The organism is Caenimonas sedimenti, assembly GCF_007833165.1.
GTDB lineage: Bacteria > Pseudomonadota > Gammaproteobacteria > Burkholderiales > Burkholderiaceae_C > Ramlibacter > Ramlibacter sedimenti.
The window spans coordinates 195,661-211,235 of record NZ_VOBQ01000008.1 but is presented as its reverse complement, the minus strand read 5'-3'; the positions used below and the strand labels follow the sequence as shown (position 1 = coordinate 211,235).

General features: G+C 68.0%; 15 protein-coding genes. All 15 read left to right on the top strand.

Annotated elements, in window-relative coordinates:
• Positions 1-3 precede the first annotated feature (3 nt).
• Positions 4-957 carry a hydroxymethylglutaryl-CoA lyase gene (locus FN976_RS10625; RefSeq protein WP_145892981.1) on the top strand — a complete coding sequence of 318 codons (954 nt, stop codon included), beginning with the start codon at positions 4-6 and terminating at the stop codon, positions 955-957.
• Between the two features lie 31 nt (positions 958-988).
• A complete protein-coding gene (locus tag FN976_RS10620) occupies positions 989-2,248 on the top strand; it encodes an MFS transporter (RefSeq protein ID WP_145892980.1) in 1,260 nt (419 codons plus the stop codon).
• Positions 2,249-2,456: 208 nt separating this feature from the next.
• On the top strand, positions 2,457-4,052 hold the full coding sequence (locus tag FN976_RS10615; RefSeq protein ID WP_145893171.1) for a carboxyl transferase domain-containing protein: 1,596 nt from the start codon (positions 2,457-2,459) through the stop codon (positions 4,050-4,052).
• 11 nt (positions 4,053-4,063) lie between these two features.
• Positions 4,064-4,861, top strand: coding sequence for a crotonase/enoyl-CoA hydratase family protein (locus FN976_RS10610; protein ID WP_145892979.1), 798 nt, complete (start codon positions 4,064-4,066; stop codon positions 4,859-4,861).
• Between the two features lie 13 nt (positions 4,862-4,874).
• Complete coding sequence (locus FN976_RS10605; protein ID WP_145892978.1) at positions 4,875-6,884, top strand: acetyl/propionyl/methylcrotonyl-CoA carboxylase subunit alpha; 2,010 nt, start codon at positions 4,875-4,877, stop codon at positions 6,882-6,884.
• A complete protein-coding gene (locus FN976_RS10600) occupies positions 6,881-8,026 on the top strand; it encodes an acyl-CoA dehydrogenase family protein (protein ID WP_145892977.1) in 1,146 nt (381 codons plus the stop codon). Before FN976_RS10605 ends, FN976_RS10600 begins: the two co-directional genes overlap by 4 nt.
• 35 nt (positions 8,027-8,061) lie before the next feature.
• A complete protein-coding gene (locus FN976_RS10595) occupies positions 8,062-8,553 on the top strand; it encodes a PaaI family thioesterase (RefSeq protein WP_145892976.1) in 492 nt (163 codons plus the stop codon).
• On the top strand, positions 8,550-9,008 hold the full coding sequence (locus FN976_RS10590; RefSeq protein ID WP_145892975.1) for a PaaI family thioesterase: 459 nt from the start codon (positions 8,550-8,552) through the stop codon (positions 9,006-9,008). The genes FN976_RS10595 and FN976_RS10590 overlap by 4 nt, the downstream gene beginning before the upstream one ends.
• Complete coding sequence (locus FN976_RS10585; protein ID WP_145892974.1) at positions 9,005-9,892, top strand: SDR family oxidoreductase; 888 nt, start codon at positions 9,005-9,007, stop codon at positions 9,890-9,892. Before FN976_RS10590 ends, FN976_RS10585 begins: the two co-directional genes overlap by 4 nt.
• A 35-nt stretch (positions 9,893-9,927) precedes the next feature.
• A complete protein-coding gene (locus FN976_RS10580) occupies positions 9,928-10,416 on the top strand; it encodes a MaoC family dehydratase (protein ID WP_145892973.1) in 489 nt (162 codons plus the stop codon).
• A gap of 36 nt (positions 10,417-10,452) precedes the next feature.
• Positions 10,453-11,241 carry an SDR family NAD(P)-dependent oxidoreductase gene (locus tag FN976_RS10575; protein WP_145892972.1) on the top strand — a complete coding sequence of 263 codons (789 nt, stop codon included), beginning with the start codon at positions 10,453-10,455 and terminating at the stop codon, positions 11,239-11,241.
• Between the two features lie 19 nt (positions 11,242-11,260).
• A complete protein-coding gene (locus FN976_RS10570; RefSeq protein ID WP_145892971.1) occupies positions 11,261-12,412 on the top strand; it encodes an acyl-CoA dehydrogenase family protein in 1,152 nt (383 codons plus the stop codon).
• A gap of 2 nt (positions 12,413-12,414) precedes the next feature.
• Positions 12,415-13,569, top strand: a complete 1,155-nt coding sequence (locus FN976_RS10565) for an acyl-CoA dehydrogenase family protein (protein ID WP_145892970.1) — start codon at positions 12,415-12,417, stop codon at positions 13,567-13,569.
• A gap of 38 nt (positions 13,570-13,607) precedes the next feature.
• Positions 13,608-14,378: an enoyl-CoA hydratase/isomerase family protein gene (locus FN976_RS10560; RefSeq protein ID WP_145892969.1), complete on the top strand. Its 771-nt coding sequence runs from the start codon at positions 13,608-13,610 to the stop codon at positions 14,376-14,378.
• A gap of 15 nt (positions 14,379-14,393) precedes the next feature.
• Positions 14,394-15,566: an acyl-CoA dehydrogenase family protein gene (locus FN976_RS10555; protein ID WP_145892968.1), complete on the top strand. Its 1,173-nt coding sequence runs from the start codon at positions 14,394-14,396 to the stop codon at positions 15,564-15,566.
• Positions 15,567-15,575 lie beyond the last annotated feature (9 nt).

The following is a 15,575-nucleotide window of genomic DNA, read 5'->3' as shown; positions in this document are numbered from 1 at the left end:
CCCATGACGTCATTCCCGAAGCAGGTCGAGTTCCATGAAGAGGGCCCGCGCGAGGGCTTCCAGATGGAGAAGGCGACCTACCCGCTGGCCGACCGCCTGGAACTCATCGACGCGCTCGCCGCCACCGGCCTGAAGCAGGTGCAGTGCGCGTCTTTCGTGAGCCCGCGCGCGGTGCCGCAGATGGCCGATTCGCCCGAGCTGTTCGCGCGGCTGAAGAAGCGGCCGGGCACGCGCTACACCGCGCTCTGGCTCAACGACAACGGCTTCGAGCGAGCGCGCGCCTGCGAACAGGTCGACCTCGACGGCAAGATCGTGTTCTACGTGACCGAGCCGTTCTCGCAGCGCAACAACAACTGCAGCGTGGCCGAGAACCGCGAGCGCCAGCTCCGCTGGATCGACTGCTACATCGCGCTGGGCATCCCGCTCGAACAGGCCTATGTGGTCACGTCCTTCGGCTGCAACCTCGGCGGACCGGTGCCGGTCTCAGCAATCACCGACATCGTGCGCTGGCTGGCCGACGTGTGTGCAGACCGGCGTATCCCGTTCCCTGCCTTCTATCTGGCCGACACGATGGGCTGGGCCAACCCGGAAGAGATCAAGCGCCGCGTCGGCGCGGTGCGCGAGATCGTGCCTCAGGCGCGCATCGGCCTGCACCTGCACGACACACGCGGGCTGGGCGGCGCCAACGTCTACGCGGCGCTGCAGATGGGCGTGGAGTTGTTCGACAGTTCGGTCGCCGGCCTGGGTGGCTGCCCCTTCGCCGAGCACAAGACCGGCTCTGCGGCCGGCAACGTCTGTACGGAGGACATGGCGTTCATGTGCGAGGAGCTGGGCATCTCGACCGGCATCGACCTGGAGAAGCTGGTCGAGGCCTCGCGTCTGGCGGAACGCATCATCGGCCGGCCGCTGAACGGCCACCTGATGCACAGCGGCACGCTGGCCGCGATGCGCGGGTGACCTTGCCCTCGCTCGCGCCGCCGGCCACTGGATGACGGCGGCCGGCCCCAAAGACCCGCCGGGCCTGCAGACCGGCCGCGATGAAGACTGGTTGGGCCCGCTGCTTGCGATGCTGGCGGTGCAGACGGCCGTGTCCTTCCTGTCGCGCATCGCGCCGACGCTGGCGCCTTCGCTCGCACCGCGCATCGGCTGGCCGGTCGAGAGCGTGGGTTACCTCTCGTCGATGATCACCGGCGCCTCGGTCGTCGCGCTGCTGCTGGGCATGCCGCTGCTGCGGCGCCTGGGCTCGATGCGCAACCTCCAGATTGGCCTAGCGCTGGGTGTGCTCGGCGCGTTGCTGAGCGCGGTGCCGGAGGCCATTGCGCTGGTGGTCGGCACCTTGCTGATCGGCTTGTCGATCGGGCCACCGTCGTCGGCCGGCATGGACGTGCTGCAGCGCTTCGCGCCGCCGCGGCATCGCAACCTGATGTTCTCGGTCAAGCAGGCCGGCGTGCCGCTCGGCGGCGTGATCGCCGGGCTGCTGATGCCCTGGGCCTCGCAGACGCTGGGCATCGGCCTGGCCGTGGCCATCGCCGCCGCGTTGGGGGCGCTGACACTCTTCGCGGTGCAGCCGTTGCGGGCCCGCGTCGACGCTGCGCGCGAGACCACGCTGCGGCTGAACTGGCGGATGTTCCTGTCGCCAAACAACCTGCGTCAGCCGCTCGCGGTGCTGGTGGCGATGCCGGCCTTGCGCCGCATGGGCTTGGCGGGCGGCTGCCTGGGCGCGGGGCAGAGCGCGTGGTTCGCGTTCCTCGTCACCTACCTGGTGGTCGAGCTGCAATGGACGCTCACAGCCGCCGGCGCGCTTTTCGCGCTGATGCAGTTGGTCAGCGCGCTAGGCCGGCCGCTGGCCGGCTTCATCTCGGATCGGCTGGGCGACGGGCTGCGCGTGCTGCGGTGGGCGGTGATCGGGTCGGGCCTGACCACGCTGGCGCTGGCGTTCTGCACGCCGGCCTGGCCGACCTGGAGCGTGGTCGCGCTGGCGGTGCTGGCCGGTTTGACGGTGGCCAGCTGGAACGGCGTGCAGTTCGCCGAAGTCGCGCGCCTGGCGCCGCCGGAAACGCTGAACGAGACCATGACCGGCGCCACGTTGCTGTTGCTGCTGGCCTATGTCGTGGGGCCGTCAATCTTCAGCCTGGTGGTCGCCGCCGGTGCGAGTTTTGGGGCTGCCTTTGGCTTCACCGCGCTGGTCACTTTCTCGGCCCTGTGGCCCTTGTCTCGGGTCAAGGACGATGCCCTGCCGCGTGGTTGACCTTGCGCCGATTCTGCAGCCTCCATCACCCCCACACCCTGCTTCCCTCCAAACAAGTCAGCTAACTAACGTATGTTTGATGGCAGAATGCGAGGAAGGCGGCGTGGCGATACGCATGCGCATCGGCGCTGCCGAGGATCGGAAGTCCAATGAAGAGTTCCTGGCGTCTGCAACCGGCTTCACCGGCCGTCTCGAAAGGGCACCGCCCATGGCAGTGATGACCAGTCGCGTCGATTGGCGCTCGGGTGCCGGCGTCGCGGCCGCGGCGCGCGGCCGACAGCAGCTCGAACTGCTGCGCGAGCGCCTAGTGCTGGCCGCCACGGGCGGCCGCGACGCGCACATCCTTCGCCACCGCGGCCGCGGTAAGTTGCTGGTGCGCGAGCGCATCGACTTCGTGCTCGACGACGCGAGCGCCTTCCTCGAGCTCTCCCCGCTCGCCGCGTGGGGCCAGTACGGCAACGAGGTGCCGGCGGCCGGCATCGTCACCGGCATCGGCATCGTCGCGGGCCAGCCGTGCATGTTCATCGCCAACGACGCCACCGTGAAGGGCGGTTCCTTCTTCCACGAAACGGTGAAGAAGCACCGCCGCGCGCAGGAGATCGCGTGGCGGCTGCGCTTGCCGTGCTTGTACCTGGTCGACTGCGGCGGTGCCTTCCTGCCCGAGCAGGACCGGGTGTTCCCCGACCGCGATCACTTCGGGAACAACTTCTTCCAGCAATGCCGCATGTCGCAGGACGGCGTGCCGCAGATCTCGGCCGTGTTCGGGGGCTGCACTGCGGGCGGGGCCTACATCCCGGCGCTGTCGGACGAAGTGGTGATGGTGCGCGGCAATGCACGTATCCACCTCGGCGGCCCGTCGATCGTGAAGATCGCAATCAACGAGACGGTGGACGGCGAGACGCTCGGCGGCGCCGAGATGCATACCCGCGTCTCCGGCGTCAACGACCACCTGGCCGAGAACGAGCCGCAGGCGCTGGCGCGGCTGCGCGAGATCGTCGCCAGCCTGCCGCCGGCGCCGCTGCCGGTGCCGGCGCTGATGCCACGACCGCCGCTGTACGACCCGGCCGAGCTCGACGCCATCGTGCCGGTCGACCCCAAGCAGCCCTACGACGCGCGCGAGATCATCGCCCGCCTGGTCGATGGCAGCGAATTGCACGAGTTCAAGCCCGAGTGGGGCTCGACCCTGGTGACCGGCTTCGGCGCGATTCACGGCCAGCCGGTGGGCATCCTGGCCAATAACGGCGCGCTGCTGGCCGAGGCGGCGCTGAAGGGCACGCACTTCATCGAACTGGCCAACCAGCGCGGCGTGCCGCTGCTGTTCCTGCAGAACATCGCCGGCTTCATGGTCGGCACCGAGGCCGAGCGCGCTGGCATCGCAAAGCACAGCGCCAACATGGTCTACGCGGTGTCGTGCGCGCGCGTGCCCAAGATCACCCTCATCGTCGGCGGCTCCTACGGCGCCGGCAACTACGGCATGTGCGGGCGCGGATTCGAGCCCGAGTTCCTGTTCGCCTGGCCGAGTGCCTCGGTCGCGACCATGAGCGCCGACATCGCCAGCAACGTGATGCTCGAGCTGGCGCGCTCCAACCTGCGCGGCCCGGCCGACGAGGCGCGCATGGCCGAGACCGAGCGCGCCGTGCGCGAGCAGTACGCCCGCCAGTCCGACCCGTACTACGCCACCTCGCGCCTGTGGGACGACGGCCTGATCGCGCCATCGCAGTCGCGCGGCGTGCTGGCGCTGGCGCTGGCGCTGGCCACGCGGCGCGTGTTGTCCAAGACCGCCACCCCCGTCTACCGGATGTGAGAGCCCAAACGATGAAGACCCCTGCCTTCGAAACCCTGCTGCTCGACATCGACGCCCGCGGCGTGGCCCGGCTCACGCTGAACCGGCCCGAAACCCACAACGCGCTCAATGCGACGCTAATTACCGAGCTGCGCCAGGCAGCCGCCTGGCTGGCCGGCGCGACCGGGCTGCGCGCCGTGGTGCTTACCGGCGCCGGCAAGACCTTCTGCGCCGGCGGTGATCTCGGCTGGATGCAGCAGAACATGAAGAAGACGCGCGCCGAGCGCGTCGCTGACAGCGCCGAACTGGCAACCATGTTCCGCGCGCTCAACGAGCTGCCCATGCCGCTGATCGGGCGCATCAACGGCCCGGCCTATGGCGGCGGCGTGGGCATGATCTCGGTGTGCGATGTCTCCATCGCGGTCGACAGCGGCGTGTACTGCCTGACCGAAGTGCGCCTGGGCCTGCTGCCGGCAAACATCGCGCCCTATGTCGTGGCACGCATGGGCGAGGCCAACGCGCGCCGGAGCTTCCTGACCGCGCGGCGCATGAGCGCGACGGAGGCGCGCCGCCTCGGCCTGGTCTCCGAGGTCACGCCCGACGACCAGCTCGACGCGGCGGTCGAGCGCGAACTCGCGGACTTGCTCCAATGCGCACCCGGCGCAGTCGCCGCGACCAAGAAGCTGATCGACTACGTGGACAAACACGATCTGTCCACCAGCATGATCTACACCGCCGACAAGCTAGCCGATGCCTGGGAGACCGAGGAAGGCAGCGAGGGCATCACGGCCTTCTTCGCCAAGCGGCCTCCCGCCTGGCGTGCGGCCTAAGCGAACGGGCGCCATGTTCGACACCCTGCTGATCGCCAACCGCGGCGAGATCGCCTGCCGCATCGCCCGCACAGCGCGGCGCATGGGGCTGCGCACGGTGGCCGTCTATTCAGACGTCGACCGCGAGGCGCTGCACGTCGCGAGCTGCGACACGGCCATGCGCATCGGACCGCCCGAGGCCGCGCGCAGCTACCTCGATGCTGTGGCCATCGTCGCCGCGGCGCGCGCCACCGGCGCGCAGGCGGTACACCCTGGCTACGGCTTCCTGTCCGAGAGCCTGGCGTTGATCGAGGCCTGCGAGGCCGCCGGCATCGCTTTCGTCGGCCCGTCGCGCGAGGCGATCCGGCGGATGGGCTCGAAGATCGAATCTAAGCGCATCGCGGTCGAGCATGGCGTTCCGGTCGTGCCGGGCTACCACGGCGATGACCAGGCGCCCGCGGAGCTGAGCGAGGCCGCCGCGCGCATTGGCTTCCCGGTGCTGATCAAGGCTTCGGCCGGCGGCGGCGGCAAGGGCATGCGGGTGGTACGCGCCGCGGAGGAATTCGCTGCGGCACTCGACACCGTTCGGCGCGAGGCCAAGGCCTCGTTCGGCGACGACCGTGTTCTGCTCGAACGCTACCTCGCTGAGCCGCGCCACCTCGAGGTGCAGTTGCTGGGCGACAAGCACGGCCACCTGGTGCACCTGTTCGAGCGCGAGTGCTCGATCCAGCGCAACCATCAGAAGGTGATTGAGGAGGCGCCGGCAGCCCATCTGTTGGAAGCACAACGCGAGCAGCTTTACCGGCACGCGTTGGCGGTCGGGCGCGCGATCGGCTATGACAGCACCGGCACGATCGAATTCATCCACGACGCGGGCAGCGGCGACACCTTCTTCCTGGAGATGAACACCCGGCTGCAGGTCGAGCACCCGGTGACCGAGGCCACGGTGGGCATCGACCTGGTCGAATGGCAGTTGCGCGTCGCCGCGGGCGAGCCGCTGGCGTTCGAACAGAAGGACCTGAGCCGCCGCGGCTGGGCGATCGAGGCGCGGGTCTGCGCCGAAGACCCGGCCGCCGGCTTCGCCCCCGAGATCGGTGCGATCGTCGGCTACACGGAGCCCGCCGGCGAAGGTGTGCGCGTCGACAGCGGCGTGCGCGCCGCCAGCCGCGTCACACCGTATTACGACTCGATGCTCGCCAAGGTCATAGCCTTTGCCGACACCCGCGAGCAGGCCGCGCGGCGTCTGGCCACCGCGCTCGACGAGTATCAGCTGCTGGGGGTACGCAGTAACCTGGGCTTCCTGGCCGACCTGCTGCGGGCGCCGGCCTTCGGGCAGATGCTCAGCACCCACTACATCGAGCGCAGCTTCCCCGAAGGCTGGCACCCGCGCGGCGACACGGTAGAGGCCCTGGCCACGGCCGCGCTGGGGTGCGCGCTCGCCGCCCACGCGCTGTACACAGCCTCGCCCTGGCAAGCACTGGGCGCCTGGCGTGTGATCGGTGATGCCGCGCCGGCCGGCGTGTGCGTGTTGCTCGAAGACCCGTCGCGCACGCTGCACCAGGTGTTGGTGCAGGCCCGCAGCAGCCTGTGGCAGGTCCAGGTGGGCGAGCGCAGCTTCAGCTTTGCCGCCCGGCTCGACGGCGAACGGCTGGATGTCGAATACGCAGGTCGCAGCGCGACGCACCGCTTCATGCGCGTGCACGACCCTGGCGCCGAACGCGTGTGGCTGTGCGGCCCGCAAGGCACCCACACTTGGACCCGGGTGGATCGCGTGCGCCACGCGCTCGCAGGCGGCGACGCGGCCGGGGCGGATGCCGGCAACAGCCTGCGCGCGCCCATGCCGGGGCTGGTGACCTCCGTGCCCGTCAGCGTCGGCGCGAGCGTGCGCGCCGGCGACACGCTGGTGATGCTGGAAGCGATGAAGATGCTGCACACGCTGGCGGCGCCCGCTGCCGGCCGCGTGACTGACCTGCGCTGTCGCGAAGGTGATTCGGTGCGTGGCGGCGATTTGCTGGTGGTGATCGAACCGGAAGAGAGAACATGAACGAGCCGATCTACTTCACCGAGGAGCACCGCCAGTTTCGCGACAACTTGCGCCGCTTCATCGAACAGGAGGTCGTGCCGCACGCCGCGCCCTGGGAAGAAGCGGGCATGGTGCCGCGCGCGGTGATGCGCCAGATGGGCGAGCTCGGCTACCTGGGCATCCGCTACCCCGAGACGTACGGCGGCTCCAGCCTGGACACGGTGTACAGCGCGATCCTGGCCGAAGAGCTCGGCCGCTCAACCTACGGCGGCTACGCGGTCACGGTTACGGTGCACACCGACATGGCCTCGCCGCACCTGGCCAACTTCGGCACGCCCGAGCAGCTGCAGCGCTACCTGCCGTCGCTGATCCGCGGCGACACGGTCTGCGCGGTGGCGGTGACCGAACCCGACGCCGGCTCCGACGTGGCCGGCATCCGCACTCGCGCGGTGCGCGACGGCGATCACTGGGTTCTCGACGGCAGCAAGATGTTCATCACCAACGGCGTGCATGGCGATCTGTATTTTGTGGGAGCGAAGACCGATCTCACGGCCAAGGGTTCGCGCGGCATCTCGATCTTCATTGTCGAAAAGGGCACGCCAGGGTTCCGCGTCGGGCGTGCGCTGAAGAAAAGCGGCTGGCTGTGCAGTGACACCGCCGAACTGGTGTTCGACAACTGCCGCATTCCGGCCACGAACCTGCTGGGCGGCGAGAACAAGGGCTTCTACCAGATCATGCGCAACTTCCAGAACGAACGCATGGTGATCGGCGCCCAGGCCATGGGCGAAGCGGCGCGGGCGATCGAGATGACGGTGGACTACGTGCGAGAGCGCAAGGCCTTCGGTGCGACGCTGTGGGACAAGCAGGCGATCCGCCAGCGCCTGGCGATGCGCGCGGCGCAGGTCGAGGCTGGGCGCGCGCTGGTCTACCACGCCGCCTGGCTCGATGCCCAGGGCAAGGACTGTGTCAAGGAGGTTTCGATGGTCAAGGCGCTCTGCGGCGAACTGGTCAACAAGGTGCTGTACGACTGCCAGCAGTTCCACGGGGGTTTCGGTTACATGCACGAGACGACGATCGCCCGCATGGTGCGCGACGCGCGTGTCGAGGCCATCGGCGGCGGCGCCACCGAGGTCATGCTCGAGGAAGTAGCCAAGCGGATGTAGATTGCGCGTCGCGCGCATGGATGGAAGGATTGTCGATGTCGAACGAAGATGCTGGCCGTGTCAAGCGGATGCGGATGTGGCAGCAGATCACCACGATCTCGCCCTACAGCCGCGAGCTCGGCCTGCGGCTGCACGAGGTCGAGCCGGAGTGGTGCGTCATCAAGGTGCTGCCCGATGCGCGCCTGGTCGGCAATCCGCAGACGGGTGTGGTCCATGGCGGTGTCGTCACCGCCTTGCTCGACAGCTGCTACGGGCTGGCGATCTTCGTGCGGCTGGACAAGCTGCGTCCGATGGCAACGCTCGATCTGCGGATCGACTATTTGAAGGCAGCCGCCCCGGGGCGGGAGATCTTCGGTGGAGCGGTCTGCTACAAGCTGGGTCACGAACTGGCGTTTGTCCGGGGGTGCGCCTACCACGAAACGCCAGACGATCCGATCGCCACCTCGTCCGCGATCTTCATGTTCACCGGGGGCCCGGTGATCGCGCTCAATGATGCCCTGTCTGCACTGCAGGAGAACCGCCCATGAACGTGAATGCCATTGTCACCGCAGCACGTGCGAGCCGGAACTGGAATCCGATCGTGGAACTCGTGCCCTACGCATGCTTCCTGGGCATGCGCCTGGACATCAAAGGCGACCAGTTCACGGCCTGCATGCCGTTCGACTCGAAGCTCATTGGCAATCCCGCATTGCCTGCACTGCACGGCGGCGCGACAGGCGGGTTCCTTGAGTGCGCCGGCATGTTCTATCTGCTGTGGCACATGGACACTGCGGACCTGCCGAAGACGATCAACTTCACCTTCGAGTACCTGCGCTCCGGTCGGCCCGAGGACACCTACGCCAACGTCTTCATGGTCAAGCAGGGCCAGCGCGTCGCGCACCTGCGGATCGAGGCCTGGCAGACCAGCCCCGACAAACCCATCGCCATCGGCCACGGCAACTTCATGCTCAAGCCGGCGCCATCCGCCGAAGGAAAGCCATGACCACGGCCGCCTACCGCTCCATCTACCGCGCCGGCCTGTTCGCCGGGCAAACCGTCATCGTCACTGGCGGGGGCAGCGGCATCGGCCGTTGCACCGCGCACGAACTCGCCAGCCTCGGCGCCGCTGTAGCGCTGGTGGGCCGCAAGCTCGAAAAGCTGCAGGCGGTGCAGGCGGAGATCGAGGCCGCCGCCCCGGGCGCGCGGCTCAGCATCCACTCGTGCGACATCCGCGACGAGGCCGGGGTCAAGCAGACGGTCACCGATGTGCTCGCTGCGCACGGCCGCATCGACGGGCTGGTCAACAACGCTGGCGGCCAGTATCCGCAGCCGGTGCGGGACATCACGCTCAAGGGCTGGGACGCGGTGGTCCGCAACAACCTGCATGGCGGCTTTCTCGTTTCTCGTGAGGCCTACACGCAGTGGATGGAGGCCCATGGCGGCGCCATTGTCAACATCATCGCCGACATGTGGATGGGCATGCCGACCATGGCGCACAGCGGCGCGGCGCGCGCGGGCATGTTGTCGTTCACCGAGACCGCTGCCTGCGAGTGGGGGCACTCGGGCGTACGCGTCAACGCGGTGGCCCCGGGCTTCGTGGCCAGCAGCGGTTTTGACACCTACGGCCCGGAAATGAAGGCCAAGTTCCGCAGCCTGATGAAGACCGCGCCGCTGCAGCGTTACGGCACCGAGGCCGAGGTGTCTTCGGCCATCGTCTACCTGCTGTCCGAAGGCGCGGCCTACATCACTGGTTCATTCATTCGCGTCGACGGCGGAGTGCCCAACGCGCGCCAGACCTGGAAGCTCGAAGAGCACAGCCGCTCTGTGCCCTACGAGGGCTTCCCGCTCGCGACGATGCCGGATTGCCTCAAGCCCGGCGCCCAGTAGGCCGATCACCCAACACACACAGCAGGAGTGCCCAAATGCCCATCGATCCACCCGCCGGCGTCCAGACGGTTCCGTTCAAGACGCACAACCGCACCATCACCGAAACCGACATTGTCACCTTCGTCAATGTCGTCGGCCTGCACGAGCCCTTCTTCATCGACATGGAGTACATCAAGAACAACATGTCGGGCAAGCACCGCAACCGCTTTGCGCCCGGGCCGATGATCATCTCTGTCGGCATGGGTCTGCTGGCGTCCACGGTGGCCGGCATCATTGACAAGGTGCTGGAGGGGCGCGAGCACGGCCCGTTCGGCGGCATGACCAGTGTGGATGCGCGTGTCAAGGCAGCGCTGTTTCCGGGCGACACCGTGCATGTGGAAGGCGAGGCCTGGTTGCGCCCGCCCACCTCGCGCGGCTACACGCTGATGGACCTGCGTCACCGGGTCATCAACCAGCACGGCGAGGTGCTGGTCGAGTTCACCGAGACCATCACCTTCCTGCCCAAGGGCGCGGTCGAGCACTGACGGTCTCGTCGGCGTCGGCCGCGAAAGGACAATGCCATGAGCGAGAGATTCAAGTCGCGCACCGCGGTCGTCACCGCGGCGGGCTCCGGCATCGGTGCCGCCACCGCGCGTGGCTTCGCCAGGGAGGGCGCGCGCGTGGTGGTCGCCGACCTGAGCGGCAAGCGCGCCGAGGAAACGGCGGCCGGCATCACCGCTGCGGGCGGCCAGGCGGCGTGGATCAAGATGGACGCGGCTGATCCGGGTGCGATGCAGGCTACCTTGCAACTCGCGCTGGACCGCTACGGCAGCGTCGACGTGCTGGTGAACAACGCGGGCTATGGGGAGCCAGGCCTGCTGGCTGACTGCTCGATCGAGGTTTGGAACCGGACCCTGGCGGTCACGCTGACCAGCGTCTTCCTGGGGTTGAAGTACAGCCTGCCGCAGATGCGGCGCCAGGGCCGAGGCGTGGTCGTGAATACGGCGTCGATCTCCGGTACGGCCGGCGACTACGGCATGTCGGCCTACAACGCGGCCAAGGCCGGCGTCATCAACCTCACGCGATCGGCGGCGCTCGAGTGGGCGCGCGACGGCATTCGCGTCAATTGCGTCTGCCCGGGCGGCATCGACACCCGCGTCACGCAAGTGCTGGCCGGCGAGCGCGCGGGGGAAGTGCGCCGCGCGATGGCCGCCGTCCACCCCCTGGGGCGCATGGGCGACGCCGACGAGATCGCCAACGCGATCCTTTTCCTGGCCTCCGACGAGGCCTCGTTCATCACCGGCGCGGCACTCGTCGCCGACGGCGGCCTGACGGCGCAGACCGGCCTGCCGCCCTTCGTGGCCCGCTGAACGGCGAGACAGGACCGATATGGATTTCGCCTTCACCGAGGAACAGAACCTGCTGCGCGACAGTGTTCGCGCGATGCTGGACCGTGTCGCCACGCCGGAATACATCCGGCGCTGCGACACCGAACCGCACTACCCCTACGAGCTGTACGATGCCTTTGTCGAGATGGGCCTGCTGCGCATGCCGTTTCCCGAGTCGGTCGGTGGGCTGGGCGGCAGTGTGATCGACTTCGCCGTGATCGCCGAGGAGCTCGGTCGCAAGAGCTACGATTTCCTCGGTGCCTACGGCACCTGCGTCTTCAACGGCCTCAACATCTTGCACAACGGAACCGAGGCGCAGCGCGCGCACTGGTTGCCGAAGCTGCTTGACGGCAGCATCCGGATGTCGATCTCGATGACCGAGCCGGGTGCGGGGTCGGATGCCGGTGCGATGCGCACGAGCGCGCGGCGCGACGGTGACGCGTGGGTCATCAACGGCCAGAAGGTGTTCTCGACCGGCGCCGGCGCCGACAAGAACGTCATCAACCTGTACGCGCGCACGCAAGCCGACGGGCCGCACCAGCAGGCGCTGTCGCTGTTCCTGGTCGACAAGGACACGCCGGGCATCACGCTACGCAAGTTGGACACGCTGGGCCGCCGTTCGCTGGGCACCTACGAGGTGTTCTTCGACGACGTCCGCGTGCCCGCCGACCACCTCGTCGGCGAGGCAAACAAGGGCTGGGGCTACATGCTGTCGGGTCTGCAGCTCGAACGCCTGATGACGGCGGCAGGCTATGTCGGCGGCGCGCAGGCGGCGGTCGACCTGGCCCTGGCCTACGCCAAGGAACGCAAGCAGTTCGGCAAGCCGATCGGCACTTTCCAGGCCATCGCCCACATGCTGGCCGACATGCAGACCGCGGTCGAGGCCAGCCGGCTGATGATGTGGCGGGCCGCCTGGCAACTGTCGCGCGGCGAGGACGCGCTGATGGCCATCTCGCAGGCCAAGCTGTTCGGCTCGGAGGCCTACGCCAACATCGCCAACCAGGGCATGCAGATCATGGGCGGCTACGGCTACATCATGGAATTCGACATGCAGCGCCACTACCGCGATGCGCGCGCCACCACCATCACCGCGGGCACCTCGCAGATGCAGCGCAACCTGATTGCCGGGCTGATGGGCTTGAAAACCAAGTGAGCATGGACTTCGATCTGACCGAGGAACAAGTGCAGTTGCGCGATGCCGCGCGCAGGCTCGCGCAGAACGAGTTTCGCGACAAGGCCGCGCGCTGGGACCGCGAAGAAGCGTTTCCGGAAGAGAACAAACACCGCCTGGCCGAACTCGGCTACCTGGGCCTGAGCGTCGGCAAGGAATACGGTGGCTCCGGTGCCGGTCTGGTCAGTACCTATCTGGTGATCGAGGAACTCGCCAAGGTCGACCTGCTGACGGCGATGATCGTCCACGATCAGAACGTGTCGCCACGGATCATCGCCAACCACGGGCCCGAGGATCTCAAGCGGCGCTTGGTGCCGCGCTTCGTCGGCGGCGAACTCGAATGCAGCATCGCCTGGACCGAGCCGCAGGCCGGCTCCGACGGCACCGCGATCCGAACAGCGGCCGTGCGGGACGGCGACGACTACCTGATCAACGGCAGCAAGATCTTCACGACGTTCGGCGACCGCGCCGACATGCACTTGGTCTATGTGCGATTCGGGCCGTCGAGCGGGGCCAAGGGCATCGGCACCATCATCGTCGAACGTGGCCGGCCGGGGCTGACGGTGCGCAAGCTCGAGGGCAAGATGGGTGTGCGCGGCGCGGCCGAGAACGAGCTGTTCTTCGACAACGTGCGCGTGCCGGCGACCAACGTCGTGACCCTGGGCGACCCGCTGAACTCCCGTGGCTTTGTCAGGCCGCTGACGATCTACAACGGCACGCGCGTCGGCATGGGCGTGATGGCGCTGGGTGTGGCCGAGGGAGCGTTCGACCTGGCGCGCGAGTACATGAAGGTGCGCGAGCAATTCGGCCAGAAGCTCAGCGAGATGCAGGGCCTGCGCTGGATGATGGCCGACGCGCTGATCGAGATCGAGGCCGCGCGATGCCTTTGCTACAAGGCACTGGCGCTGATCGACGCCGGCAAGCCCGACCCGCAGCTGTGCTCGATCGCGAAGGTTTTCGCCACCGAAATGGCGCAGCGCGTGACCGTTCAGTGCCAGCAGATGTTCGGCGGCTACGGCTACTTCGGCTCGCTGCCGCTGGAACGCATGGTGCGCGACGTGCGCATGCTCACGCTGACCGGCGGCACCACGCAGACCCAGAAGAACGTGATCGCCGGGCACATCTTCCCCGGCGCCTGAGCCGGCCTTAGCAATCCCGGCCACATCTGGAGACAAGCATGACGGTTCGAATCGAGCGCCACGGCGCGGTCGCGCATGTGGTCCTGGCCCGGCCCGAGCGCTTGAACGCGCTGACTCCGGAGATGATGGAGCAGCTGTCGGCTGCGACCGTGGCGTTGCAGCTTGACCGTGACGTGCGCGCCGTGCTGCTGCGCGGCGAGGGCCGGGCCTTTTGCGCCGGTGCCGACGTTGGCACGATGCAGGGGCTGGACGTGCTGTCCGGCCGCCAGCGCATCCAGCGCGCGCACCGCGTCATTGCCGGACTGGCCAACCTCGACAAGCCGGTGATCGCCGTGGTGCGTGGCGCGACGGTGGGCGTCGGCTGGAGCCTGGCGCTGGCCTGCGACCTGATTCTTGCCTCCGACAACGCCAAATTCAGCCTGGTGTTCAAGAAGATCGGACTCGCGCCCGACGGCGCAGCGGCCTACTTCCTGACCCAGTACATAGGCATGCTGCGAGCGCGCGAGCTGATGATGACGGCGCGCATGGTGCCGGCCGAGGAAGGCCGGCAGCTCGGGCTGGTCAACGAGGTGCTGCCCGACGAGCAACTCGACGCTCGGGCCGTGGCGCTGGCCGAGGAACTGGCGGAATCGGCCACCTTCGCGCTCGCGGTCGGCAAGCGCATGTTCCGCAACGCGACGCAACCCAGCCTCGAGGCGTTTCTCGATTACGAAGCCCAGGCCCAGAACCTGGTGTTGCACAGCGACGACCGCAAGGAAGGCGTCGCGGCCTTCATGGAGAAGCGCAAACCCCGATTCGTCGGCCATTGACCCCGGAGTACCAACATGTTCCAGCTCGACCCCGACCTCGAAGCCTTCCGCCAGGAAATCCGCAAGACCGCCGAGCGCGCCTTCAGCGCCAAGGCCGCGTACTGGGATGAGAAGGAGGAATTCCCGACCGAGAACCGCGACCTGCTCGCCAAACTCGGCTACCTCGGCATGGTCATCCCCGAGGCCTACGGCGGCTCGGGCGCGCCGGTGATCCAGGGCACCATCCTTCTGGAGGAAGTGGCGCGGGTGTGCTTCAACACCGCGCTTGTGGCGCAGATCGCGCTCAACGGGCCGTCGCGCGCGCTGGCGGTGCTGGCATCCGAAGAGCAGAAGCAGCGCTGGCTGCCGGGCTGCGCGAACGGCGACTACAGCTTCGCCATCGGCATCAGCGAGCCCGGCGCCGGCTCGGCGATGACCGACATGATCACCTCGGCCGTGCCGGATGGCGACCACATCGTGCTCAACGGGCAGAAGGCCTATTGCACCGGCGGCCACCTGGCCAGCCACGTTTTCGTGTTCGCGCGCTGGGGCAAGACGCAAGGACCGCGCGGCATCGGCGCGCTGGTGGTCGAGCGCGGCATGAAGGGCTTCGAAGTCGGTCACCCTGACCGCAAGATGGGCGGGCGCGGCATTCCCGAGGTTGAGCTCTATTTCGACCATTGCCGGGTACCGACGCAAAACGTCATCCTGGCCGGTGACCCCGACTCGACGCGCAGCTTCAAACGCCTGATGAGCTCCTTCGGACCCGAGCGCGTCGGCAACGCTGCCATGTGCCTGGGCGTGGCGCAGGCCGCCTACGAGGCGGCCAGGAAGTACTCCCAGGAGCGCGAGCAGTTCGGCCGGCCGATCTGCGAGTTCCAGGGGCTGCAGTGGAAGGTCGCCGATATGGCGGTGCAATTGCATGCCGCGCGCCTGATGATCTACCGCGCGGCGACGAACCTGGTCGACGGCTTTCCCGACCCGCTGGAAGCAGCGATGGCCAAGCTCTACGCCAACGAGATGGTGCAGCGTGTCACCAACGAGGCGCTGCAGATCCACGGCCACGCCGGGTTCACACGTGCGCTGCCTTTGGAGCGCATGGTGCGTGATTCGCGCGGCTTCGCGCTTGGCGGCGGCACCACCGAGATACTGCGCAACACCATCGCCTCGATGGTCTATGGGCGGGCTTTCGATCAACGCAGGGCCTGAGCGTGATGG

Coding starts and splice junctions, on each gene's coding strand:
- FN976_RS10625 (WP_145892981.1), top strand. CDS start 4: ATGACGTCATTCCCGAAGCAGGTCGAGTTCCATGAAGAGGGCCCGCGC.
- FN976_RS10620 (WP_145892980.1), top strand. CDS start 989: ATGACGGCGGCCGGCCCCAAAGACCCGCCGGGCCTGCAGACCGGCCGC.
- FN976_RS10615 (WP_145893171.1), top strand. CDS start 2,457: ATGGCAGTGATGACCAGTCGCGTCGATTGGCGCTCGGGTGCCGGCGTC.
- FN976_RS10610 (WP_145892979.1), top strand. CDS start 4,064: ATGAAGACCCCTGCCTTCGAAACCCTGCTGCTCGACATCGACGCCCGC.
- FN976_RS10605 (WP_145892978.1), top strand. CDS start 4,875: ATGTTCGACACCCTGCTGATCGCCAACCGCGGCGAGATCGCCTGCCGC.
- FN976_RS10600 (WP_145892977.1), top strand. CDS start 6,881: ATGAACGAGCCGATCTACTTCACCGAGGAGCACCGCCAGTTTCGCGAC.
- FN976_RS10595 (WP_145892976.1), top strand. CDS start 8,062: ATGTCGAACGAAGATGCTGGCCGTGTCAAGCGGATGCGGATGTGGCAG.
- FN976_RS10590 (WP_145892975.1), top strand. CDS start 8,550: ATGAACGTGAATGCCATTGTCACCGCAGCACGTGCGAGCCGGAACTGG.
- FN976_RS10585 (WP_145892974.1), top strand. CDS start 9,005: ATGACCACGGCCGCCTACCGCTCCATCTACCGCGCCGGCCTGTTCGCC.
- FN976_RS10580 (WP_145892973.1), top strand. CDS start 9,928: ATGCCCATCGATCCACCCGCCGGCGTCCAGACGGTTCCGTTCAAGACG.
- FN976_RS10575 (WP_145892972.1), top strand. CDS start 10,453: ATGAGCGAGAGATTCAAGTCGCGCACCGCGGTCGTCACCGCGGCGGGC.
- FN976_RS10570 (WP_145892971.1), top strand. CDS start 11,261: ATGGATTTCGCCTTCACCGAGGAACAGAACCTGCTGCGCGACAGTGTT.
- FN976_RS10565 (WP_145892970.1), top strand. CDS start 12,415: ATGGACTTCGATCTGACCGAGGAACAAGTGCAGTTGCGCGATGCCGCG.
- FN976_RS10560 (WP_145892969.1), top strand. CDS start 13,608: ATGACGGTTCGAATCGAGCGCCACGGCGCGGTCGCGCATGTGGTCCTG.
- FN976_RS10555 (WP_145892968.1), top strand. CDS start 14,394: ATGTTCCAGCTCGACCCCGACCTCGAAGCCTTCCGCCAGGAAATCCGC.